20 protein-coding genes and 1 pseudogene are annotated in these 23,471 nt (G+C 53.0%); 11 read left to right on the top strand and 10 right to left on the bottom strand.

Annotation, left to right across the window (positions count from 1 at the left end; genetic code table 11):
• Nucleotides 1–131 precede the first annotated feature (131 nt).
• The 5 genes from iscA to trmJ form a co-directional block, all read right to left on the bottom strand.
• Entirely contained in the window at nt 132–455 is a 324-nt protein-coding gene (gene iscA, locus AAYN39_RS13215; protein ID WP_000028952.1) for an iron-sulfur cluster assembly protein IscA, read from the bottom strand.
• A gap of 28 nt (nt 456–483) precedes the next feature.
• Complete coding sequence (iscU, locus tag AAYN39_RS13210) at nt 484–870, bottom strand: Fe-S cluster assembly scaffold IscU (RefSeq protein WP_000331704.1); 387 nt, start codon at nt 868–870, stop codon at nt 484–486.
• Nucleotides 871–897: 27 nt separating this feature from the next.
• Entirely contained in the window at nt 898–2,112 is a 1,215-nt protein-coding gene (gene iscS, locus AAYN39_RS13205) for a cysteine desulfurase (protein WP_000775265.1), read from the bottom strand.
• A gap of 180 nt (nt 2,113–2,292) precedes the next feature.
• Nucleotides 2,293–2,787: a Fe-S cluster assembly transcriptional regulator IscR gene (gene iscR / locus AAYN39_RS13200; protein ID WP_001241346.1), complete on the bottom strand. Its 495-nt coding sequence runs from the start codon at nt 2,785–2,787 to the stop codon at nt 2,293–2,295.
• Between the two features lie 241 nt (nt 2,788–3,028).
• On the bottom strand, nt 3,029–3,760 hold the full coding sequence (gene trmJ / locus AAYN39_RS13195; protein ID WP_000940032.1) for a tRNA (cytosine(32)/uridine(32)-2'-O)-methyltransferase TrmJ: 732 nt from the start codon (nt 3,758–3,760) through the stop codon (nt 3,029–3,031).
• Nucleotides 3,761–3,878: 118 nt separating this feature from the next.
• Between trmJ and suhB the strand changes: the two genes are divergently transcribed.
• The 5 genes from suhB to asrC all read left to right on the top strand — a co-directional run bounded on the left by suhB (nt 3,879) and on the right by asrC (nt 8,776).
• Nucleotides 3,879–4,682, top strand: coding sequence for an inositol-1-monophosphatase (gene suhB / locus AAYN39_RS13190; RefSeq protein ID WP_000553464.1), 804 nt, complete (start codon nt 3,879–3,881; stop codon nt 4,680–4,682).
• A gap of 144 nt (nt 4,683–4,826) precedes the next feature.
• A complete protein-coding gene (locus AAYN39_RS13185; RefSeq protein WP_000174949.1) occupies nt 4,827–5,705 on the top strand; it encodes an alpha/beta hydrolase in 879 nt (292 codons plus the stop codon).
• A 181-nt stretch (nt 5,706–5,886) separates the two neighbouring features.
• Nucleotides 5,887–6,930, top strand: a complete 1,044-nt coding sequence (gene asrA, locus AAYN39_RS13180) for an anaerobic sulfite reductase subunit AsrA (RefSeq protein ID WP_000985218.1) — start codon at nt 5,887–5,889, stop codon at nt 6,928–6,930.
• 3 nt (nt 6,931–6,933) lie between these two features.
• The gene (gene asrB / locus AAYN39_RS13175; protein WP_000017585.1) at nt 6,934–7,752 is read left to right on the top strand and encodes an anaerobic sulfite reductase subunit AsrB; all 819 of its coding nucleotides are present in this window, start codon (nt 6,934–6,936) and stop codon (nt 7,750–7,752) included.
• Nucleotides 7,753–7,762: 10 nt separating this feature from the next.
• Nucleotides 7,763–8,776 (top strand): sulfite reductase subunit C, encoded by a 1,014-nt coding sequence (asrC, locus tag AAYN39_RS13170; protein WP_000020685.1) that lies wholly within the window; start codon nt 7,763–7,765, stop codon nt 8,774–8,776.
• Here asrC and AAYN39_RS13165 read toward each other — a convergent pair.
• A pseudogene (locus tag AAYN39_RS13165) lies at nt 8,777–9,762 on the bottom strand (nickel/cobalt transporter). It abuts the gene before it with no gap.
• The gene (locus AAYN39_RS13160; protein ID WP_000805721.1) at nt 9,753–10,391 is read right to left on the bottom strand and encodes a DUF1007 family protein; all 639 of its coding nucleotides are present in this window, start codon (nt 10,389–10,391) and stop codon (nt 9,753–9,755) included. The pseudogene AAYN39_RS13165 and the gene AAYN39_RS13160 overlap by 10 nt, the downstream one beginning before the upstream one ends.
• A gap of 125 nt (nt 10,392–10,516) precedes the next feature.
• Here AAYN39_RS13160 and csiE point away from each other — a divergent pair, with 125 nt between their 5' ends.
• Nucleotides 10,517–11,794, top strand: a complete 1,278-nt coding sequence (csiE, locus tag AAYN39_RS13155; RefSeq protein ID WP_000982954.1) for a stationary phase inducible protein CsiE — start codon at nt 10,517–10,519, stop codon at nt 11,792–11,794.
• Here csiE and AAYN39_RS13150 read toward each other — a convergent pair.
• Together AAYN39_RS13150 and glyA are read right to left on the bottom strand one after the other, a co-directional pair.
• The gene (locus tag AAYN39_RS13150; protein ID WP_001173729.1) at nt 11,789–12,928 is read right to left on the bottom strand and encodes a 3-phenylpropionate MFS transporter; all 1,140 of its coding nucleotides are present in this window, start codon (nt 12,926–12,928) and stop codon (nt 11,789–11,791) included. The two genes, csiE and AAYN39_RS13150, sit on opposite strands and share 6 nt — an antisense overlap.
• Nucleotides 12,929–13,112: 184 nt before the next feature.
• The gene (gene glyA / locus AAYN39_RS13145) at nt 13,113–14,366 is read right to left on the bottom strand and encodes a serine hydroxymethyltransferase (RefSeq protein ID WP_000919178.1); all 1,254 of its coding nucleotides are present in this window, start codon (nt 14,364–14,366) and stop codon (nt 13,113–13,115) included.
• Nucleotides 14,367–14,690: 324 nt separating this feature from the next.
• Between glyA and hmpA the strand changes: the two genes are divergently transcribed.
• The 5 genes from hmpA (at nt 14,691) to dtpD (ending at nt 23,029) form a co-directional block, all read left to right on the top strand.
• On the top strand, nt 14,691–15,881 hold the full coding sequence (gene hmpA, locus AAYN39_RS13140) for an NO-inducible flavohemoprotein (protein ID WP_000883143.1): 1,191 nt from the start codon (nt 14,691–14,693) through the stop codon (nt 15,879–15,881).
• Nucleotides 15,882–16,061: 180 nt separating this feature from the next.
• On the top strand, nt 16,062–17,606 hold the full coding sequence (gene cadC, locus AAYN39_RS13135) for a lysine decarboxylation/transport transcriptional activator CadC (RefSeq protein WP_001187128.1): 1,545 nt from the start codon (nt 16,062–16,064) through the stop codon (nt 17,604–17,606).
• Between the two features lie 348 nt (nt 17,607–17,954).
• Nucleotides 17,955–19,286, top strand: a complete 1,332-nt coding sequence (cadB, locus tag AAYN39_RS13130) for a cadaverine/lysine antiporter (RefSeq protein ID WP_000100004.1) — start codon at nt 17,955–17,957, stop codon at nt 19,284–19,286.
• An 82-nt stretch (nt 19,287–19,368) separates the two neighbouring features.
• Nucleotides 19,369–21,513: a lysine decarboxylase CadA gene (gene cadA / locus AAYN39_RS13125; RefSeq protein WP_001100652.1), complete on the top strand. Its 2,145-nt coding sequence runs from the start codon at nt 19,369–19,371 to the stop codon at nt 21,511–21,513.
• Between the two features lie 55 nt (nt 21,514–21,568).
• Complete coding sequence (dtpD, locus tag AAYN39_RS13120) at nt 21,569–23,029, top strand: dipeptide permease DtpD (RefSeq protein ID WP_000856790.1); 1,461 nt, start codon at nt 21,569–21,571, stop codon at nt 23,027–23,029.
• Nucleotides 23,030–23,077: 48 nt separating this feature from the next.
• Here the strand turns inward: dtpD and glnB are convergent, their stop codons facing one another.
• A complete protein-coding gene (glnB, locus tag AAYN39_RS13115) occupies nt 23,078–23,416 on the bottom strand; it encodes a nitrogen regulatory protein P-II (RefSeq protein WP_000717694.1) in 339 nt (112 codons plus the stop codon).
• Between the last annotated feature and the right edge of the window lie 55 nt (nt 23,417–23,471).

The following is a 23,471-nucleotide window of genomic DNA, read 5'->3' as shown; positions in this document are numbered from 1 at the left end:
TTCTTACTTCGCGCCGCAGATGCGTTGTCTGCGCGGGTTCCCCCAGTCACTTACTTAAGTAAGCGCCTGGGGATTCACTCGCTTGCCGCTTTTCTGCAGCACGAATGACTCGGTATAACAGCGGAACACAGTTACACGTGGAAGCTTTCGCCGCAACCACACTCATCTTTCACATTCGGGTTGGAGAATTTAAACCCTTCGTTCAGGCCTTCTTTTACGAAGTCCAGCTGTGTACCGTCCAGAAATTGCAGGCTCTTGCCGTCAACCACTACCTTAACGCCTTTGTCTTCAAACACGGTGTCTTCCGCCGTCGGCTCGTCAACAAATTCCAGTACATAAGCCATACCTGAGCAGCCGGAGGTTCTCACGCCCAGACGCAGACCAAACCCTTTACCACGGTTGGCCAGGAAGGTATTAACTCGCGCTGCTGCACTGTCGCTAAGTGTAATCGACATAACAAAACCTCAATGTTAACGTTCTATTTTATTTCGCTTCGCGTTTGCTTTTGTAATCCGCAATAGCGGCTTTAATCGCGTCTTCCGCCAGAATAGAGCAGTGAATTTTCACCGGCGGCAGCTCCAGTTCGTCTGCAATGTCGGTGTTTTTAATCGCCTGCGCTTCGTCCAGGGATTTCCCTTTCACCCACTCCGTTACCAGAGAACTGGAGGCGATAGCGGAACCGCAGCCGTAAGTCTTGAAGCGCGCGTCTTCAATGATACCTTCATCGTTAACTTTAATCTGCAACTTCATGACGTCGCCGCAGGCCGGCGCGCCAACCATACCGCTTCCCACGTTATCGTCGTTGTTGTCAAACGACCCTACGTTACGCGGGTTCTCATAGTGATCGATTACTTTTTCGCTGTAAGCCATTATAAATTCTCCTGATTCCGATACCGATTAATGATGTGCCCATTCGATGCTGTTCAGATCCACACCCTGCTTGTACATTTCCCACAGTGGAGAAAGGTCACGCAGACGGCCAATGGATTTACGAACCAGATCAATGGTGTAGTCGATCTCTTCTTCAGTGGTAAAACGACCTAAAGAGAAACGGATAGAGCTATGCGCCAGCTCGTCATTCATGCCCAACGCGCGCAGCACGTAGGACGGTTCCAGAGTGGCGGAGGTGCAGGCGGAACCGGAAGAGACCGCCAGGTCTTTCAGCGCCATGATCAGCGACTCGCCTTCAACGTAGTTAAAGCTCACGTTGAGAATGTTTGGCGCGCCCTGCTCAAGGTCGCCGTTCAGGTAAACTTCTTCAATATCTTTGATGCCGTTCCACAGACGGTTACGCAGACCGCGCAGACGGGCCATTTCGGTCTCCATCTCTTCTTTCGCGATACGGTAAGCTTCGCCCATGCCGACGATCTGGTGAACAGGCAGAGTACCAGAGCGCATACCGCGCTCGTGCCCGCCGCCATGCATCTGCGCTTCAATGCGAATACGCGGCTTACGACGCACATACAGCGCGCCAATGCCTTTCGGACCATAAATTTTATGACCGGAGAAGGACATCAGATCCACTTTCAGTTGGCTCAGGTCGATAGGCAGTTTGCCCACGCTCTGGGTGGCGTCAACGTGGTAGATGATACCGCGCGCGCGGCACATTTCGCCGATGGTCGCGATATCCTGCACCACGCCGATTTCGTTGTTCACGTGCATGATGGAAACCAGAATGGTGTCGTCACGCATCGCTGCTTCGAGCTCGTTGAGATCGATGATGCCGTTGCGCTGCGGCGCCAGGTAGGTCACTTCAAACCCTTCGCGCTCAAGCTGACGGCAGGTGTCCAGCACCGCTTTGTGCTCGGTCTTGCTGGTGATGATGTGCTTGCCTTTTTTCTGATAAAAGTTGGCAGCGCCTTTGATCGCCAGGTTATCGGACTCCGTCGCCCCTGAGGTAAAGACGATTTCACGCGGGTCGGCGCCGACCAGTTCAGCAATCTGGTTGCGGGCGATATCGACGGCTTCTTCAGCCTGCCAGCCGAAACGGTGTGAACGAGACGCCGGGTTCCCAAAGGTTCCGTCCAGGGTCAGAAACTGCATCATTTTCTCGGCAACACGCGGGTCCACCGGCGTGGTTGCGGAGTAGTCGAGATAAATCGGTAATTTCATTGCTCTTAAACTCCGTACATCACTCAATGCAAGGAATCAGGCAACCGGCTGGATGTACGACCGTGTTGACGGGACGTCCGCGTCCCGGCCTGATTCTGAATTCTTTTTTACGCTTCATCCTTCAGACGACCGCGGCATTCACCGCATGAGGCCGCCAGAAGAGATGGCGTAATATTTTAATTAAGCGCGTAATTTAACGTCGATAGCGTCCTGCGCACGACCGCTGGCGCGCGGCGCGTCATGCGTGTGCTGGCGACCAGACACATCCAGAACTTCCTGGTTATTCACTAGCTCGCCTAAAGTAATATTGTTGAGAAAACCGGTCAGACGATCGCTTAAATCACGCCACAGCGCATGGGTCAGGCATTTATCGCCGCCCTGGCAGCCGCCTTTGCCCTGGCAACGGGTCGCGTCAACGGATTCATCAACCGCGCTGATCACTTCGCCGACCGCGATACTGCCAGCATCTTTACCCAGCAGATAACCGCCGCCCGGCCCGCGTACGCTGGAAACCAGACCGTTTTTACGTAAACGGGAAAATAGCTGTTCCAGATAAGAAAGGGAAATCCCCTGACGTTCAGAAATATCAGCCAACGGTACCGGGCCCGCTTCGGAGTTGAGCGCAACGTCTAACATTGCGGTCACGGCATAACGCCCTTTAGATGTCAGTCTCATGTCTTACTTAACCTCAAACTCGCCCCTGCCCGGGGTTTTTTATTGTAAAATGGGGGTATTGCATAGCAGGGACAAGTCTGACATTCCCGAGTAAATTGGTCAACTATTTACTTGAGTAAATTAGTCAGGTATTTAGCGTTCCGTGCGGTATTGATGTGCCGGATGGCGCTTCGCTTATCCGGCCTACAGGCCGCACGATTTGTAGGTCGGATAAGCGAAGAGCCATCCGGCATTAACGCGGTTACTTGCCTTTATTCTGCTGCTCAATAGACGCCAGAATCCCACGCAGAATATTCAACTCCTGGCTTTCCGGGCGGGCGCGGGTAAACAGACGGCGCAATTTATTCATCACCTGCCCCGGATGGTTTTCGCGAATAAAGCCAGTGGAGAGCAACGTCTGCTCCAGATGGCCGTAAAAACGTTCAAGATCGTCCACCAGCGGATACGGTGTCTCTTCATGATCTGCCGCGTCGCCGTTTTCCTGCGTCGCCAGCCAGGCCATGCGGACTTCATACGCGATGACCTGTACCGCCATCGCCAGATTCAACGAGCTGTACTCCGGGTTAGCGGCAATCGCGACGTGATAATGGCATTTTTGCAACTCATCGTTAGTCAGCCCGACACGCTCACGACCAAAAACCAGCGCAACCGGCGTATTTGCCGCTTCCGCTACGCTTTTTAAGCCGCACTCGCGCGGATCAAGCATCGGCCACGGCAGAGTGCGGGAGCGGGCGCTGGTGCCGACCACCAGGCTACAGCCAGCCAACGCTTCGTCCAGCGTATCGACGATCTGCGCATTACCGATCACATCGCTGGCGCCTGCCGCCAGGGCGATGGCCTGGGAGTCCGGTTTCACCAGCGGGTTTACCAGCCACAGGTTAGTTAAGCCCATGGTTTTCATAGCGCGAGCCACAGAGCCCATATTGCCGGTGTGGGAGGTTTCCACCAGCACAATTCGAATGTTTTGCAGCATTGTCTTTCTTCAGCTAAAGATTATTCGGACATCTTACCATAAAACCAAGACAGATTCCGATCTCGCTGCTATACTCTGCGCCGTTTTCCCGTTCTTTAACATCCAGTGAGAGAGACCGATGCATCCGATGCTGACCATCGCCGTGCGCGCAGCGCGCAAGGCGGGTAATGTAATTGCCAAAAACTATGAAACTCCGGACGCTGCAGAAGCGAGCCAAAAAGGCAGTAACGATTTTGTGACCAACGTAGATAAGGCCGCTGAAGCGGTAATTATCGACACCATTCGCAAATCTTACCCGCAACACACTATTATCACCGAAGAAAGCGGTGAGCACGTTGGCACAGATCAGGATGTTCAATGGGTTATCGATCCGCTGGATGGCACCACCAACTTCATCAAACGTCTGCCACACTTCTCTGTTTCCATTGCTGTACACATTAAAGGCCGTACTGAAGTGGCTGTCGTTTACGATCCGATGCGTAACGAACTGTTCACCGCCACCCGCGGTCAGGGCGCGCAGCTGAACGGCTACCGTCTGCGCGGCAGTACCGCGCGCGATCTGGACGGCACTATCCTCGCTACCGGCTTCCCGTTCAAAGCCAAACAATACGCGACCACCTACATTAATATTATCGGCAAGCTGTTCACCGAATGCGCCGATTTCCGCCGCACCGGTTCCGCCGCGCTGGATCTGGCCTATGTGGCTGCAGGTCGTGTCGATGGTTTCTTTGAAATTGGCCTTCGTCCGTGGGATTTCGCCGCGGGCGAACTGCTGGTTCGTGAAGCGGGCGGTATCGTCAGCGATTTCACCGGCGGTCATAACTACATGATGACCGGTAATATCGTGGCGGGGAATCCGCGCGTCGTTAAAGCCATGCTGGCGAATATGCGCGACGAACTGAGCGATGCGCTGAAGCGCTAAGTCTCTTCGGCGGATGGGGCCACTCATCCGCCGTGCCTTTTCAGGCGTTTTTCCTAAACACCACCTCATCGCTTTACTTGCCTGCATGTTTTTGTACGATCGCTCCCTGCTCCGCTATGGACATAAAGCGGCAAGGAAGCGAACATGACCCTTCAACATACCCGACGCATCGTCAAATCCCTTTTTATTCTGTTTATCATTGTAGTCTGTATTTACCTGCTACCCCGCGTAGCGATCAATGCCTTTTATTACCCGGACAATAAAGTCTATGGACCAACCCCTGCCGAAGCTGAATCCATTACCTTTACCGCCAAAGATGGCACGCATCTGCACGGCTGGTTTATTCCTACTGCTTTCGGCAGGCCGGAAAACGCCGTCGCGACGGTGATTCATGTCCATGGCAACGCCGGAAATATGTCGGCGCACTGGCCGTTAGTCAGTTGGCTGCCAGAACGCAACGTAAACCTGTTTATGTTTGATTACCGTGGGTTTGGCGAATCTGAGGGCACCCCATCACAAGAGGGGCTACTGAACGATACGAAAAGCGCGATAGATTATGTGCGGCATCGTGCCGACGTTAACCCCGAGCGCCTGGTACTGCTGGGGCAGAGCCTGGGCGGCAATAATGTACTGGCCGCCGTAGGCCACTGCGTAGGCTGCGCAAATATGCGCTACGCCGACCAGGCGGGCATACGTGCGATTGTCCTCGACTCAACGTTTTCATCCTATTCCTCCATCGCCAACCAGATGATCCCGGGCAGCGGCTATTTGCTTGATGACCGCTATAGCGCGGATCGCAATATCGCCAGCGTCAGCCCCATTCCGGTATTGATTCTTCATGGCACGGCAGACCATGTTATTCCCTGGCAGGACAGTGAGAAATTGTATGCCCTCGCCCGGGAGCCCAAACAAAAAATCTTCATTCCTGACGGCGATCACATTGATGCTTTTTCCGGACGTTATGCAAACCTTTACCGCGATGCGATGATTAATTTTATTCAGACAGCGCTATCCGCTAAATAGCGCGACGCTGTATATATGCATATTTTATGATTAAGAATATATTTATTATACCGATAGTAAAAACCATTTTTTCCCGTTAGCGAAGGCGGCGGATTAGCGCTAGCGTAACAGTAATATTCATCTGATTTTTATAACAATTTATTTTCATTTGTTTTTCCTGAATATTACTGTGGAGTATGTGATGGCTATCAAAATTACGCCTGACGAGTTTAGTCTGCTTATCCAGCGATTAAACAAAAAATGGCGCGTGTTTGCCCCGTCCGCAGAGTTTCGCGGCGGGCGTTTTTCCGACACTGACAACATTATTTATCAACGGATTAGCGGCTGGCGCGATCTCATCTGGCACGAGAAATCGCACATGTCGCCGAATACCATTATCGCCCCTATCACCGAAACGCTCTTTTATTTCGATAAAAACACCATTCAAATTGCCGAGACAGACACCTCCCCGATAATCATCTTTGCCCGCGCCTGCGACATTAACGCCATGTCGCGGCTGGATTATATGTATTTATCAAATGGGAATAATTCCGATTACAGTTATCAACTGCTACGGGAGCATATTCGTTTCGTCCTTATTGAGTGTGAAGAAAGCTTCGAAAATTGTTTCTGCGTCTCAATGGGTACTAATAAAACTGACTGTTATAGCGCCGCCATGCGTTTTAGCGATGAGGGCGCGCTTGTGAGCATCCGCGATCCCTTTATCGAGGCGGCGATACAAGGACTGGGGCAGGAGGCTGACTATACCCCCTCTTTCGTCAGCGAAAACCGGGAAACCGTCGTCACGCCGGACAGCGTTTGCCGCGATCCGCAAAAAATTCGCGACATTCTCACTCGCCATCCGCTATGGGACGCCTACGACAGCCGCTGCATCAGTTGTGGCCGCTGTACTACCGGGTGCCCAACCTGTACCTGCTATAGCGTCTTTGACGTCGCCTATGATGAAAATCCGCAGCGCGGCGAACGCCGTCGCCAGTGGGCAAGCTGCATGGTGCCGGGCTTTAGCGACATGGCCGGCGGTCATGGTTTTCGCGAAAAACCCGGCGAGCGTCTGCGCTACCGCGCCCTGCATAAGGTCAATGACTACAAAGCGCGCAACGGCATTGAACATATGTGCGTCGGCTGCGGCCGCTGCGACGATCGCTGCCCGCAATACATCAAATTTTCTTTGATTATTAACAAAATGACCGCTGCCGTTCGGCAGGCGCTGGCAGAGGAGGCATAACGCATGTCACATTGTTCCTGTCATGATAAACCGCAGCACAGTTTGCTGCCTGCGGCGTACCGCATCCTCAGTATTACTCGCCACACGCCGCTGGAGTGGAATTTCCGCGTGGCCGTCGATTTTCCCGCGCACTGGGGGCAATTTGTTGAGGTGTCGCTGCCGCGCGTCGGCGAAGCGCCCATCTCCGTTTCCGACTACGGCGATGGCTGGATAGATCTGCTGATTCGTAATGTCGGAAAAGTGACCAGCGCCCTCTTTACGCTGAAAGAAGGCGACAACGTGTGGCTACGCGGCTGCTATGGCAATGGCTATCCGGTCGATACTCTGCGCCATAAACCCTTACTGGTTGTCGCAGGCGGCACGGGCGTCGCGCCGGTGAAAGGCTTAATGCGCTATTTCGTTGAGAATCCCCAGGAAATTGGTCAACTGGATATGATTCTCGGCTATAAAAATCGCGATTGCGTGCTGTACAAAGAAGAAATGGCGACGTGGCACGGCAAACATAATCTGGTGCTCACGCTGGATGAAGGCGAGGCTGATGACCGTTACCAGATTGGTCGGGTGACCGATCGGCTTGCCGACATGACGCTTAGCGATATCGACACCATGCAGGCCATCGTCGTTGGGCCGCCAATAATGATTACCTTTACCGTAAAAATGCTGCTGCAAAAAGGGCTCAAGCCGGAGCAAATTTGGGTGGACTACGAACGCCGGATGGCCTGCTCCGTCGGGAAGTGCGGCCACTGCCGTATGGGCGAAGTGTATGTCTGCACCGACGGCCCGATATTTAACTACGCCGTCGCGCAACGTTTTGCCGATTAAGGAGAACATCATGAGCATTGATATTGATATCATTAAAGCCCGTGCGAAAAACGAATATCGCCTATCAAAAGTGCGCGGCGAAGCCATGATCAGCGTCCGCATTCCCGGCGGTATTTTGCCCGCGCATTTGCTAACGGTGGCGCGTGACATCGCCGAAACCTGGGGCAACGGACAAATTCACCTCACTACCCGCCAGAAGCTGGCGATGCCGGGTATCCGTTACGAAGATATCGACAACGTGAACGCTGCGCTGGAGCCATTTCTTCGCGAGATTGAAATAGAACTGTGCGACGTCCAGGTTGAGGATACCAAAGCGGGCTATCTCGCTATTGGCGGGCGAAATATTGTCGCCTGTCAGGGGAACCGCATTTGCCAGAAAGCCAACACTGACACGACCGGTCTGTCCCGTCGTCTTGAAAAACTGGTCTATCCCAGCCCTTATCATCTCAAAACGGTCATTGTTGGCTGCCCGAATGATTGCGCGAAGGCGTCAATGGCCGATCTGGGAATTATTGGCGTGGCGAAAATGCGCTTCACTGCCGATCGCTGTATCGGTTGCGGCGCCTGCGTGAAGGCCTGTAGTCACCACGCGGTAGGCTGCCTGGCGCTGAAGAACGGCAAAGCGGTCAAAGAAGAGTCCGCCTGTATCGGCTGCGGCGAGTGCGTGCTGGCCTGTCCGACGCTGGCCTGGCAACGTAAGCCGGATCAGCTCTGGCAAGTCCGTCTGGGCGGACGCACCAGTAAAAAGACGCCGCGCGTCGGCAAGCTCTTCCTCAACTGGGTGACTGAAGATGTGATAAAGCAGGTGATCGTTAACCTGTATGAATTTGAAAAAGAGATGCTCGGCGGAAAACCGATCTATCTACATATGGGCCATCTGATCGACAAAGGCGGCTATCTGCGTTTTAAAGAACGGGTACTGCGCGGCGTTCAGCTCAATCCGGAAGCGATGGTCGCCGAACGCATTTACTGGGCCGAAGACGAATCCGTCGCGCGGATGCATCTCAAACCCGCCGGGCACTAGTCAACCACGCCATGGCCGCAGCCCGCCCACAGGCTGCGGCACGCTAAACCACATGACCAGCGCCGCGACAAGCAGTATGACCCCTCCGGCCAGCGCCAGCGTTGACCAGCCTACCTGCCGCCATAACGCCGGCGCTTTGTTTCCACTGAGCTTCACCGCCAGAGCACGAAAAGTGTGTACCAGCAGCGCCAGCGAAGTAATCGTTAGCGAGGTTCCCGCCGCCATTGCCAGTACCGACGCCATTCCCCAGCTAAAAACGCCAATCACTTTACTGAATAACAGCACCATTATCGCTCCGGAACAGGGCCGCATCCCCATAGACAGTACGATCATGAGTCGCGCGCGCCAGTCATCGCCGCTATGCAATTGTTCCTGCGTCGGTAGATGCTGATGTCCGCAGCCGCATTTTTCATGGTGAACATGGCGCGGCGTAAAAGCGATAAAGACAGGTTTACGTAGCAGCGCGCGTAACCTTTTTATGGCCCGCCAGCACAGCAAGATGCCCAGCCCGCCAACTAACGCATAGCTCCCCTTTTCCAGCCAGAAACCGCTCAGATGGAGCTGCCTGGCCGGAAGTTGCAATACGGTCAGCACGCCCACCACCAACCCGATAGCCACGACCCCCTGCAATAACGCGGCGGCGAGGGTTAACACGATACTTGATTTCAGCTTCGAAGGATGCGTCGCCAGCCATGTCGCGATCACCACTTTGCCGTGTCCCGGCCCCACGCATGAAGCACGCCATACATAAAACTCAGCAGAAGCAACGATCCGCCCGCCCGCTCAGGATGCGTCGCCACCGCATTAAGCAGCGCGCTCAACTGCTGATTCACGTCCCGCTGCCAAAGAGCGCTTTTCAGCATCACCTGCGGCCAGGCCTGCCATATCCACAGACCGCCAACCAGCATCAGCAGCAGGAATAACGCCAATGGCCACAGCGAGAGCCAGCGTCGCCCCGGAGTGCGTTGAGAAAAAATTACTGACATTGCAAGGTCACCGTTTGGGCAAACTGTTTACCTAAATCCATATCCTCCGGCGGCGCGTCCTCTTTATCCAGCGACTGGGCGAAACGTAGCGTCTCTTCGCCGGGCGCAGGAGTATAAACCTGAATCCGACACTTTTCGCGCAGCGGTTCCGGCATCGTGATATCGCTGTCCTGGTCATAATGCATATCGACATAATAAGAGGGATCAAACGTTGAAAAGGTATAAGTCTGGCCGCTTAACGGCTGCGGTTCAGCCAGCGGCAGCGTAAAGGTCAATACCGCCTGATGCGCGTCACGCGTCATACCGTATTCTGTCGGCCTGTTTTTAAACTTCACTTTCGCGCCATTGCGCCACACTTCTGTAAAGTAGTGCTGCCCAAGTACGTTAGCCATCACTTCCGCCGCCAACTTTTTCCATATTTCTGAACCCGGCGCCGCGTTTCCGGCGTCATACAGCAGATCGGCGGACGTCAGCGCGTCCATTGTCCAGCGCATTTTTAACGCCACAAATTGCTCATTTTCACTGACCACCTGCGTTTGCAGACGGATGAAGCTGTGCGGATGCGCCGCCGCCACGAAAGATAAAACGGCGAGAAATAGTATTAAGGCGCTGCGTTTCACTGGCTTCATCTGTTCCTCGCGATAAAAATTCTGTGACACTCCTCAGCATTCCTGGCCTAAAAGCACACTTATCACATTTTTCACATGCAAACTTTAGCTATCCTTACCAGATAAACTAACGGGAGACCTGACAGATGATGCCGACAATTGCCCCACCATCTGTACTTTCCGCTCCCCAGCGCCGCTGTCAGGTATTGCTGACGCTTTTCCAGCCGGAGCCAATTGCCACGGTGGAAATCTTCAGCGCGCTTAATGGCGTTGATGATGATACTGCCCGTGAGGATATCACTGACACAAGCCTGGAGATCCAGCGCTATCATCGCCTTGCCATCACAACATGCCAGAACGGTTGCTATCGGATCGAAGGTACAGCACTCGATCAGCGCCTTTGCCTTTTACACTGGCTCAGGCGCGGCCTGCGTTTATGCCCGACCTTCGTCACGCAACAGTTTACCCCGGCCTTAAAAAACGCGCTAAAGCAGCGCGGTATCGCGCGTCCGCTGTATGACGATATTAATCTGCACGCGCTCATCAATCTGTGCGCCCGCCGGTTGCAAAAACCATTTGAACATCGCGACGTGCAGTTCCTGCGTCTCTTTTTACAGTATTGTCTGCTACAACACCATGCCGGCATCACCCCGGAATTCAATCCTGTACAGCAGATTTGGGCGCAGTCGTGTGCGGAATATCCACTCGCCCAGGAAATTGGTCGTCACTGGCAGCGCCACGTGATGCAGGCCGCACCGCTCAATGAAGCGCTGTTTATGGCGTTACTGTTTTCAATGATTCGCCTCCCCGACCCGATTCGCGACACGCATCAACGGGCGCAGCAACTGCGACTGGAGGTGGCGCGGCTGGTGCTGCGCTTTCGAGAAAAAGGGAACGTACGCTTCAGCGACGAACAAGGGCTTAACGATCAGCTGTATGTCCATCTCGCCCAGGCGCTGAACCGAAGTTTATTCACGATTGGCATCGATAATACGCTTCCGGAAGAGTTCAACCGTCTTTATCCGCGTCTGGTTCGCACCACACGTGAGGCGCTCGCCGGGTTTGAAGCCGAATATGGTATCCACTTTTCCGAGGAAGAGACGGGGCTGGTGGCAGTGATTTTCGGCGCCTGGCTGATGCAGGATAACGATTTGCATGAGAGACAGATCGTATTGTTAGCGGATAAAAATGATGCGCTGGAGACGCATATTGAGCAGCAACTGCGTGAACTGACCCTATTGCCGCTGAATATCAGACGGATATCGCTCCAGGCGTTTCAAAAAGAGGGATGCCCGCGCGGCGTAGCGCTGATTGTTACCCCTTACGCCACGCCGCTACCGCTCTTCTCACCGCCATTAATTCATGCGGATCGCGCCCTCACAGAGCACCAACAGCAGCAGATCCGCAAGATCCTGGAATCATGACGCGGCAACCACTTTGGGCCGAAGGAAGATAGCGGGCAATGCCACCAGCGCCATAATCCAGAATACGCCGCCGCCCAGATGTTGATACAGAAAACCGGCAAATACCGTCATAATCGCGATACTGCCGCCCATCGCCACAGCGGAATAGACGGCCTGCAAACGAATCACCTCGCTTCCCTGACGCGCAGCGATATAGCGCATAGCGGCCAGATGGCAAACGGTAAACGTGCCACAGTGCAGGATTTGTATCACAATCAGCCACGGCAACGCCGTACTCCAGCCCATCAGTCCCCAGCGTACCACGCCGCACACAGCAGAAAGCAACAGCAAGTCGCGGGCGCTAAACCGGCGGAATAGCTTTTTACTCAGGGCAAAAATGATCACTTCCGCCACCACGCCCAACGACCATAAATAGCCGACCGCCGATGCTGAATAGCCAGCCCCCTGCCAGTAGATGGCGCTAAAACCGTAGTAGGCGGCGTGCGCCCCTTGCAGCAAACAGACGCAGGCGAGAAAACGCCAACTTTGTGCCACCAGCGTACGCCAGGCGGGCCAGCCTGCGCTCTCCTGCTGACGGCTTTCCCCTTGCGGCGGCACGCTGGGACGTAACAACATACCCAGCAACATCGAGGCGACGCCGAGCGTCAGTAGCGCCAGAATCGCCTGGTAATCGTATAAACTCACCAGCTTACCGGTCAGCGCCGACCCTATCACGAAGGCGATGGACCCCCACAGCCGCACCCGACCATAGTCCAGGGTAATTTGCTTTTGCCAGGTATTGGCCAGCGCATCGGTCAGCGGCACCAGTGGTGAAAAGAAGAGGTTAAACCCAACCATCACCACCATTAGCCACGCGACATGCGTTCCTGCCCAAAATGCCAGCGCAAATACCAGCGTCAGCAATGCCAGGACGCGCAGCGCGGAGATCAACCGCGAAGGATCGCTTACGCGAGGCGCAATGAGCAGACTACCGAGAAAACGCGCGACCAGACCCACGCCCAGCAGAAGACCGATGGTTTCCGGCGTTAGCCCAAGACCTTTGAGCCAGACGCTCCAGAAGGGCAGAAAAATACCGTAACTAAAGAAGTAGGTGAAATAACTGAGCGCCAGCCAGCGCGTGGAATGCAATGCCATGATTCCCTCCCGTTTGGAGGCGATAGTCTGGCGGTAAACGGTTGCGCTGGCAAGGGTAACAGGCGGAGGGAGAAGTTCAAACGGCAACGCCGCCGGATAATGACTTCCGGCGGCGTCACGTTATGGCGCATAAGTAATGCCCGACAGACGCAGCGCCATCGGGCCATTTACACAACACAAACGCTTACGCGTAAACCGGGAAGCGGGCGCAGATATCCAGCACTTTCGCTTTCACGCGTTCAATGGTGGCTTCATCATTGATGTTGTCCAGCACGTCACACATCCAGCCAGCCAGCTCTTTCACTTCCGCTTCTTTGAAGCCGCGACGAGTAACCGCCGGAGAACCAATACGGATACCGGAGGTCACGAACGGGCTCTTCGGATCGTTCGGCACGCTGTTTTTGTTCACGGTGATGTTAGCACGGCCCAGCGCGGCGTCAGCTTCTTTACCGGTCAGGTTTTTATCCACCAGGTCCAGCAGGAACAGGTGGTTCTCAGTGCCGCCAGACACCACTTTGTAGCCGCGGTTCAGGAACACTTCCACCATCGCTTTGGCGTTTTTCGCCACCTGCTGCTGGTAAACTTTGAACTCCGGCTCCATCGCTTCTTTCAGCGCTACCGCTTTACCCGCGATCACGTGCATCAGCGGGCCGCCCTGCGCGCTTGGGAAGACGGCGGAGTTCAGTTTTTTGTACAGCTCTTCGTCGCCGCCTTTCGCCAGGATCAGGCCGCCGCGCGGACCCGCCAGGGTTTTGTGGGTGGTGGTGGTGACAACGTGAGCGTGCGGAACCGGGTTCGGGTAAACGCCTGCGGCAATCAGGCCCGCCACGTGCGCCATGTCGACAAACAGGTATGCGCCGATGCTGTCAGCGATTTCACGCATTTTTGCCCAGTCAACCACACCGGAGTAGGCAGAGAAGCCACCGATAATCATCTTCGGCTTGTGCTCTTTGGCCAGCTTCGCCATCTCGTCATAGTCAATTTTACCGGACTCATCGATACCGTAAGGTACGATGTTGTACAGTTTACCGGAGAAGTTAACCGGGGAGCCGTGAGTCAGGTGGCCGCCCTGCGCCAGGTTCATACCCAGAACGGTATCGCCCGGCTGCAGCAGCGCGGTGTAAACAGCGAAGTTAGCCTGAGAACCGGAGTGCGGCTGCACGTTAGCGTAGTCGGCGCCGAACAGTTCTTTCGCGCGGTCGATAGCCAGCTGCTCTACGACATCAACGTATTCGCAACCGCCGTAGTAGCGCTTGCCCGGATATCCTTCAGCGTATTTGTTGGTCAGCTGAGACCCCTGCGCCTGCATCACGCGCGGGCTGGTGTAGTTTTCGGAGGCGATCAGTTCGATGTGCTCTTCCTGACGTACTTTTTCCTGCTCCATAGCCTGCCACAATTCGGCATCATAATCGGCAATGTTCATTTCACGCTTTAACATCCGCATCTCCTGACTCAGCTAACAATAAAATTTGTGCCTGAAAAGGCAGTCCGTGGGACTTCGGCCAACAGTATAACCGAATCATTCTTCGATAACAGGTCTTGACAAAGGTTTTTACGCAAACGATTACCTATGCGTCAGATAAGGGTTTCCTGAACGAGAGCCTGACGAATTTCAACGGATTTCTTTTCAGCTTTGTGATGCAGATTTTTCACGTTGTTACCTCCATAACGTAAAGCAGAGAAGATCCATTTACAATGCAAGGGTATTTTTATAAGATGCATTTGATATACATTATTAGATTTTCACATAAAGGAAGCACGTATGCTTGACGCACAAACCATCGCTACAGTAAAGGCCACCATTCCCCTGCTGGTTGAAACAGGACCGAAACTGACCGCCCACTTCTACGACCGTATGTTTACGCATAACCCGGAGCTCAAAGAAATCTTCAATATGAGCAACCAGCGTAACGGTGATCAGCGCGAAGCCCTGTTTAATGCTATCGCGGCCTACGCCAGCAATATCGAAAATTTACCGGCGTTGCTGCCGGCGGTAGAAAAAATCGCGCAGAAGCACACCAGCTTCCAGATTAAGCCGGAGCAGTACAACATCGTCGGGACGCATCTGCTGGCGACGCTGGATGAAATGTTCAACCCGGGCCAGGAAGTGCTGGACGCATGGGGTAAAGCCTATGGCGTACTGGCTAACGTCTTTATTCATCGGGAAGCCGAGATTTATCACGAGAACGCCAGCAAAGACGGCGGCTGGGAAGGCACGCGCCCCTTCCGCATCGTTGCGAAAACCCCGCGTAGCGCACTGATCACCAGCTTTGAGTTTGAACCGGTCGACGGCGGTACGGTGGCGGAATACCGTCCCGGGCAGTATCTGGGCGTCTGGCTGAAGCCGGAAGGTTTTGCGCATCAGGAGATCCGCCAATATTCACTGACCCGTAAACCCGATGGCAAAGGGTACCGTATTGCCGTGAAGCGTGAAGACGGCGGCCAGGTATCAAACTGGTTACACCATCACGCCAACGTAGGCGATGTGGTGCATCTGGCTGCGCCGGCAGGTGACTTCTTTATGAATGTCGCCGCTGATACCCCCGTTTCGCTGATTTCCGCTGGCGTCGGCCAGACGCCGATGTTGGCGATGCTCGATACGCTGGCGAAAGAACAGCATACCGCGCAGGTGAACTGGTTCCACGCGGCGGAGAACGGCGACGTCCATGCGTTTGCCGACGAAGTGAGCGAGCTGGGCCGTACACTGCCGCGTTTCACTGCCCATACCTGGTACCGCGAGCCAACCGAGGCCGATCGCGCCCAACGCGTCTTTGACAGCGAAGGGCTGATGGATTTAAGCAAACTGGAAGCCGCGATCAGCGATCCGGCAATGCAGTTCTATCTTTGCGGCCCGGTAGGCTTTATGCAGTTTGCCGCAAAACAACTGGTTTCACTTGGCGTGAATAACGAAAACATTCATTACGAATGCTTCGGCCCGCATAAAGTGCTGTAATTGCAAGAAATCCGCTGAAAAAACGGGCGTTATCGTTAAGGCGAACGCCCGTTTTCCTCCCCGTTCTCCTGCTTATTGCGCTGCTTTTTATGCCTTTCTTTTACAAAAAAGGGGAATAAAAAAGTCTGTGCAAATCGTGTTATTATTAACGTTTGACTTAGCTCGTTAGGGCATCTTTTTATGCAGCAACCTGTTGTACGCATTGGAGAGTGGCTGGTTACACCTTCTGTTAATCAGATCAGTCGTCAGGGACGCCAGATTACTCTTGAACCACGGCTGATCGATCTTCTGATGTATTTTGCGCATCATCCGGATGAAGTGTTAAGCCGGGATAACATTATTGATCATGTCTGGATGCGCACCATCGTGACCAACCATGTTGTCACCCAAAGCATTTCTGAACTACGCAAATCATTAAGAGATGGCGGAGACAGCAATGCTGAATACATCGTTACCGTACCTAAACGCGGCTATAAGCTGACGGCGCCGGTTATCTGGTGCGAAGAAAATAGCGATGAGATCGATAATTTATCAACGTCGCCGCCGCCGCCGATCGCAGCGACGAATGCAGAACCGACAGAGGGGGTTCCTGCCGCTGCGCCTGTGCCGCCCGCCTCTTTGCAAACGCCGACTAAAAAGGCGAAAAAGCCGCGTATCGCCGCTTTCTGGACGTGGGTGATGTTCCTGCTCTCGCTGGCGACGCTGGTGGTGTTTATCGTGATGTCGGTGGTAGATCATAATGCCGCGGTAACAAAAACGCGGTTATTACTTAACCCACGAGATATAGATGTTCGTTTTGAAGGCGGCAATTCCTGTAATAACTGGGTCTCGCAGGAGTCCTACGCCATCGGTCTGGGCGGCTTAATCACCGACCTGCTGAACACCTACTCGACCTTTATGGTGCACGATAAAACCAATTACCGGGTCAATGAGCCAAGCAACTCCGGTAAGACGTTAACCATTCAGTTTGTCAATCAGCGCCACTATCGGGCGCAGCAGTGCTTTATGTCTGTGGTGCTCATTGATAACGCCGATGGTTCAACCATGCTGGATAAGCGTTATTTCGTCACCAATACTAACCAGTTGTCCATCCAGGATGATCTGTTTAATAGCCTGTCTTTCGTTTTAACACAGCCCTGGCCTAATCGTATGCGAGAACAACTGGCCCTGTTCAGAACGCCGCAAAATACCGCGCTGATGCGTTTTTATGAGGCGCGCCAGCTTATTCTGAGCGGCGATGCGCAGGCGCTAAGTAAAGCCGGCGATATTCTGAATGGCATTATTAAGGAAACGCCTGATTTCAACTATGCCTATGAATATAAAGTGCTGGTAGATGTATTACGGCAATCACAACAGCCGTTTGATAAAGAACAAGTGGCTGCGCTGAACGAAGAGTTTAAAAAAATAGATCAAATTCCGGGCGTTGAGAAAACGTCTGTTTATTATAAAATCAAGACCGTTGATCTTTTGGGCAAAGGTGATATCGATGCAGCGTATGAGGAAATCAATAAAAGCATCGAGCTTGAAATGTCGTGGTTTAACTATGTCCTGTTGGGGAAAGTTTACGAAATGAAAGGTGAGAATCGTCTGGCCGCTGATGCCTATCTGACCGCCTTTAATTTACGTCCAGGTGAAAATACGCTGTACTGGATCGAGAACGGCGTATTTCAGACATCCGTTCAGAAAATTGTCCCTTATCTGAATAGTTTTCTGGCAGAAGATTAAATTTAACGCTGAACCATGACAAATAAAAGCGAAAAGATATTAAATTTTTCGCTTTTATTTTGTGAAAAATATGTTGCAAAAAATAGCTTATGTTAATTTTGGCAACATATTCATCGCAAAGAAATGTAAATGTAACCCTTTGTAATTAAACAATATTTATCCTTTCATGATATTTATATGTTAATTCAAAAAAATCAATCTATCAGTTTTTTCATGTTTGTGTTTATTTCACTTTTTCTTTAGGACTTATCTCAACCCATTCGTTAATCTTGTCGACAGTTGAACGGGCACGCAGCATATATGAAGCATAAGCCCGGTTCTTAAAAATACAGCTCAGGAGAAATGAACATGAGTTCTGTCAAAAAGATCGGGCTATTTGCCTGTACTGGCGTCGTTGCCGGTAATATGATGGGGAGCGGGATTGCATTATTACCCGCCAACCTTGCCAGTATTGGTGGCATTGCCATCTGGGGCTGGGTAATTTCTATTATTGGGGCAATGTCGCTGGCTTATGTTTATGCGAGGCTGGCAACCAAAAACCCGCAACAGGGTGGCCCTATCGCTTATGCTGGGGAAATATCTCCGGCGTTTGGTTTCCAGACCGGCGTTCTTTATTATCACGCAAACTGGATTGGTAACTTAGCCATCGGTATTACCGCGGTTTCTTATCTTTCTACGTTCTTCCCGGCATTAAATAATCCAATACCGGCAGGTATTGCCTGTATTGCTATCGTCTGGCTGTTCACCTTTATTAATATGCTGGGCGGGGCCTGGGTCAGCCGCTTGACAACGATTGGCCTGTTTCTGGTGCTGATCCCGGTAGTCTTGACCGCAGTCGCCGGCTGGCATTGGTTCGCTATCGCGACCTATCACGCGAACTGGAACACGTCTACGACGACCGACTCTCACGCCATTGTTAAAAGTATTCTGCTCTGCCTGTGGGCGTTCGTTGGCGTTGAGTCTGCCGCCGTCAGCACCGGCATGGTGAAAAACCCGAAACGCACCGTACCGCTGGCAACCATGCTGGGTACCGCGCTGGCAGGCATCATCTATATCGCCGCGACTCAGGTTATCGCCGGGATGTTCCCAGCTTCCGTTATGGCCTCTTCCGGCGCGCCGTTCGCTATCAGTACCTCCACGATTCTGGGTGGCTGGGCTGCGCCGCTGGTTTCCGCCTTTACCGCTTTCGCCTGCCTGACGTCTCTGGGCTCCTGGATGATGCTGGTCGGCCAGGCTGGGGTTCGCGCCGCCAACGACGGCAACTTCCCGAAAATTTACGGTGAAATGGATAAAAACGGTATTCCGAAAAAAGGTCTGCTGTTGGCTGCGGTGAAAATGACGGCGCTGATGATTCTGATCACCATCATGAACTCCAGCGGCGGTAAAGCGTCCGACCTGTTCGGCGAACTGACCGGGATTGCCGTACTGCTTACCATGCTGCCGTACTTCTACTCTTGTGTTGACCTGATTCGTTTCGAAGGGTTCAACATCCGTAACTCGGTAAGCCTGATTTGTTCTGTACTGGGCTGCGCATTTTGCTTCATCGCACTGATGGGCGCCAGCTCCTTCGAACTCTCCGGCACCTTTATCGTCAGTCTGATCATCCTGATGTTCTACGGTCGCAAAATGCACCAGCGCCAGAACAACGACAGCGACAACAATACGGCTGAAGCGCTTTAACCGCTAACTCCTTTTTCTCAAAGCCCCTTTCGTCACCTGCTATAGCGTAGCGGGAGGGGCCCACTTTACCAGGAACAAGACTATGAACGTTATTGCTATCATGAACCACATGGGCGTCTACTTTAAAGAAGAGCCTATTCGTGAACTGCATCGTGCACTGGAAGGTTTAAATTTCCGTATCGTCTATCCAAACGACCGAGAAGACCTGCTGAAGCTGATTGAAAATAACTCCCGCCTTTGCGGCGTCATTTTCGACTGGGATAAATATAACCTTGAGCTTTGCGAAGAGATTAGCAAGCTGAACGAGTATATGCCGCTGTATGCCTTCGCCAACAGCTACTCTACGCTGGACGTCAGCCTCAACGATCTGAGAATGCAGGTTCGCTTCTTTGAATATGCTTTAGGCGCCGCAGCCGATATCGCGGCGAAAATTCGCCAGAATACCGATGAATACATCGACAATATTCTGCCGCCGCTGACAAAAGCACTGTTCAAATATGTGCGCGAAGGGAAATACACTTTCTGTACGCCTGGCCACATGGGCGGTACTGCTTTCCAGAAAAGCCCCGTCGGCAGCATCTTTTATGATTTCTTCGGCCCGAACACGATGAAATCCGATATTTCGATTTCCGTTTCCGAACTGGGTTCGCTGCTGGACCACTCCGGCCCGCATAAAGAAGCGGAAGAGTATATCGCCCGCGTCTTTAACGCCGAACGTAGCTACATGGTGACGAACGGCACCTCTACGGCGAACAAAATCGTCGGTATGTACTCCGCGCCGGCAGGCAGCACGGTACTGATTGACCGTAACTGCCATAAATCGCTGACCCATCTGATGATGATGAGCGACATTACGCCGATTTATTTCCGCCCAACCCGTAACGCCTACGGTATTCTTGGCGGTATTCCGCAAAGCGAGTTCCAGCACGCCACTATCGCTAAACGGGTAAAAGAGACGCCTAACGCCACCTGGCCGGTCCATGCTGTTATTACTAACTCAACCTATGACGGTCTGTTGTATAACACTGACTACATCAAGAAAACTCTGGATGTGAAGTCCATTCATTTTGACTCCGCCTGGGTGCCTTACACCAATTTCTCCCCTATTTATCAGGGTAAATGCGGTATGAGCGGCGACCGTGTAGAAGGCAAAATCATTTATGAAACCCAGTCCACGCATAAACTGCTGGCGGCGTTTTCACAGGCATCCATGATTCATGTTAAAGGCGACATTAACGAAGAAACCTTTAACGAAGCCTACATGATGCATACCACCACTTCTCCGCACTACGGTATCGTAGCGTCTACTGAAACCGCAGCGGCGATGATGAAAGGTAATGCGGGTAAACGCCTGATTAACGGCTCTATTGAACGTGCGATTAAATTCCGTAAAGAAATTAAACGCCTGAAAAGCGAATCTGACGGCTGGTTCTTTGACGTATGGCAGCCGGAACATATCGATGGAGCTGAGTGCTGGCCGCTGCGTTCAGATAGCGCATGGCATGGCTTCAAAAATATCGATAACGAACACATGTACCTCGACCCGATCAAAGTCACTATCCTGACGCCGGGGATGAAGAAAGACGGTACGATGGATGAATTCGGTATTCCGGCAAGTCTGGTCGCCAAATATCTCGATGAACGCGGCATCATCGTAGAAAAAACCGGTCCATACAACCTGCTGTTCCTGTTCAGCATTGGTATCGACAAAACCAAAGCTCTGAGCCTGCTGCGCGCGCTCACTGAATTTAAACGCGCCTTTGACCTGAACCTGCGCGTCAAAAACATTCTGCCGGCACTGTATCGCGAAGCGCCTGAGTTTTATGAAAATATGCGCATCCAGGAACTGGCGCAGAATATTCATAAACTGGTCGAACATCATAATCTGCCGGACTTAATGTACCGTGCGTTTGAAGTGCTGCCGAAAATGGTGATGACGCCGTATACTGCGTTCCAGAAAGAGCTGCATGGCGAAACGGAAGAGGTGTATCTTGAAGAGATGGTTGGACGCGTCAACGCCAACATGATCCTTCCTTACCCTCCGGGAGTGCCGCTGGTGATGCCTGGTGAAATGATCACCGAGGAAAGCCGTCCGGTACTGGAATTCCTGCAAATGCTGTGCGAAATCGGCGCTCACTATCCGGGCTTCGAAACCGATATCCACGGCGCCTATCGTCAGGCTGACGGACGTTACACCGTTAAGGTGCTGAAAGAAAATACGAAATAAGTACCAAAGGGAAGTGGCTTGCCACTTCCCTTTTTTCACGCAGCAAGGAGACTTTATGAAAACACCCTCACAACCGCGCGCGATTTTTTACATCGTGGCGATTCAAATTTGGGAATACTTCAGCTTTTACGGCATGCGTGCCTTACTCATCCTTTATCTTACCCACCAGCTTGGTTTTAATGACAGCCACGCGATCAACCTCTTCAGCGCCTACGCCTCTTTAGTTTACGTTACCCCTATTCTTGGCGGCTGGCTTGCCGACCGCCTGCTTGGCAACCGCGTGGCGGTTATCACCGGCGCCTTATTGATGACGCTGGGTCATGTGGTATTGGGCTTAGAATCTGATTCAACGCTGAGTTTATATGCGGCGCTGGCCATTATTATCTGCGGCTACGGCTTGTTTAAATCCAATATTAGCTGTCTGCTGGGCGAACTTTACGCCCCTGATGACAACCGCCGCGACGGGGGATTCTCGCTGCTCTACGCCGCCGGGAATATTGGATCGATAGCCGCGCCGATCGCCTGTGGTCTGGCGGCGCAGTGGTATGGCTGGCATGTCGGCTTTGCGCTGGCGGGCGTCGGAATGTTCATCGGCCTGCTCATCTTTTTAAGCGGTCATCGCCACTTTCAGCAGACGCGCGGTGTTAATCGCCCCGCGCTGCGGGCGGTTAAATTCGCCCTTCCAACCTGGGGTTGGCTGGTATTAATGCTGTGTATCGCGCCGGTATTCTTCACCCTCCTGCTGGAAAATAACTGGTCTGGCTATGTGCTGGCCATTGTCTGCGTCTTCGCGGCGCAACTTATCGCCCGTATTATGGTTAAATTTCCCGAACACCGTCGCGCCTTGTGGCAAATCGTTCTGTTAATGATCACCGGCACTCTCTTTTGGGTTCTGGCGCAGCAGGGCGGAAGTTCGATCAGTTTATTCATCGACCGTTTTGTCAACCGCCACTGGCTGAATATGACCGTCCCCACCGCATTGTTCCAGTCGGTCAATGCGATTGCGGTGATGGCGGCGGGCGTGGTGCTGGCGTGGCTGAGCAGCCCGAAAGAGAGCGCCCGCTCGGTGCTGCGCGTCTGGCTTAAATTTGCCGTGGGGCTGATATTAATGGGCGGCGGTTTTATGCTGCTGGCGCTAAACGCGCATCAGGCCCGGTTAGATGGGCAGGCATCAATGGGAATGATGATCGCAGGGCTGGCGCTGATGGGCTTTGCGGAGCTGTTTATTGATCCGGTCGCGATGGCGCAAATTACCCGCCTCAATCTGCCTGGCGTCACGGGCGTACTGACCGGTATTTATATGCTGGCGACCGGCGCGATCGCTAACTGGCTGGCTGGCGTCGTCGCGCAACAAACCACGGAATCGCAAATTAGTGATACGGCGGTAGCCGCCTACGGACACTTTTTCTCGCAAATGAGCGAGTGGACACTAAGTTGCGTGGCGCTGATCGTCGCCATTGTCGGCCTGAGATGGATTTGCACCCGGACTACATCGGCGCTACCGCAGGGCGATTAAACGGTGGTTCGCTGCCCACAAGGAGGAGACGGGCAGCGAATCGGCACATCAGATAGCCGCGTCGTCTTCTTCGCCAGTACGGATACGAATAACGCGGGCGACATCAAAGACAAAGATCTTACCGTCGCCGATTTTCCCCGTCTGCGCGGTACGAATGATGGTATCAACACAGGTATCCACGATGTCGTCAGGCACAACGATTTCAATTTTTACCTTCGGCAGAAAATCCACCATATATTCCGCGCCGCGATACAGCTCGGTGTGGCCTTTTTGACGGCCAAAGCCTTTGACTTCAGTGACCGTCATACCGGTAATACCTACCTCGGCCAGCGCTTCACGGACATCGTCCAGCTTGAAGGGTTTAATAATCGCATCAATCTTTTTCATGCTATTCCTTGAAAAGGTCGCCTGTGTTTTGATCGGTTAAACGTAACATATTTCG

The sequence above is a fragment of the Salmonella sp. K21076 genome, from assembly GCF_039650795.1.
Taxonomy (GTDB): domain Bacteria; phylum Pseudomonadota; class Gammaproteobacteria; order Enterobacterales; family Enterobacteriaceae; genus Salmonella; species Salmonella enterica.
The sequence above is the reverse complement of the archived record's forward strand: the minus strand, read 5'-3'. Positions and strand labels throughout refer to the sequence as shown.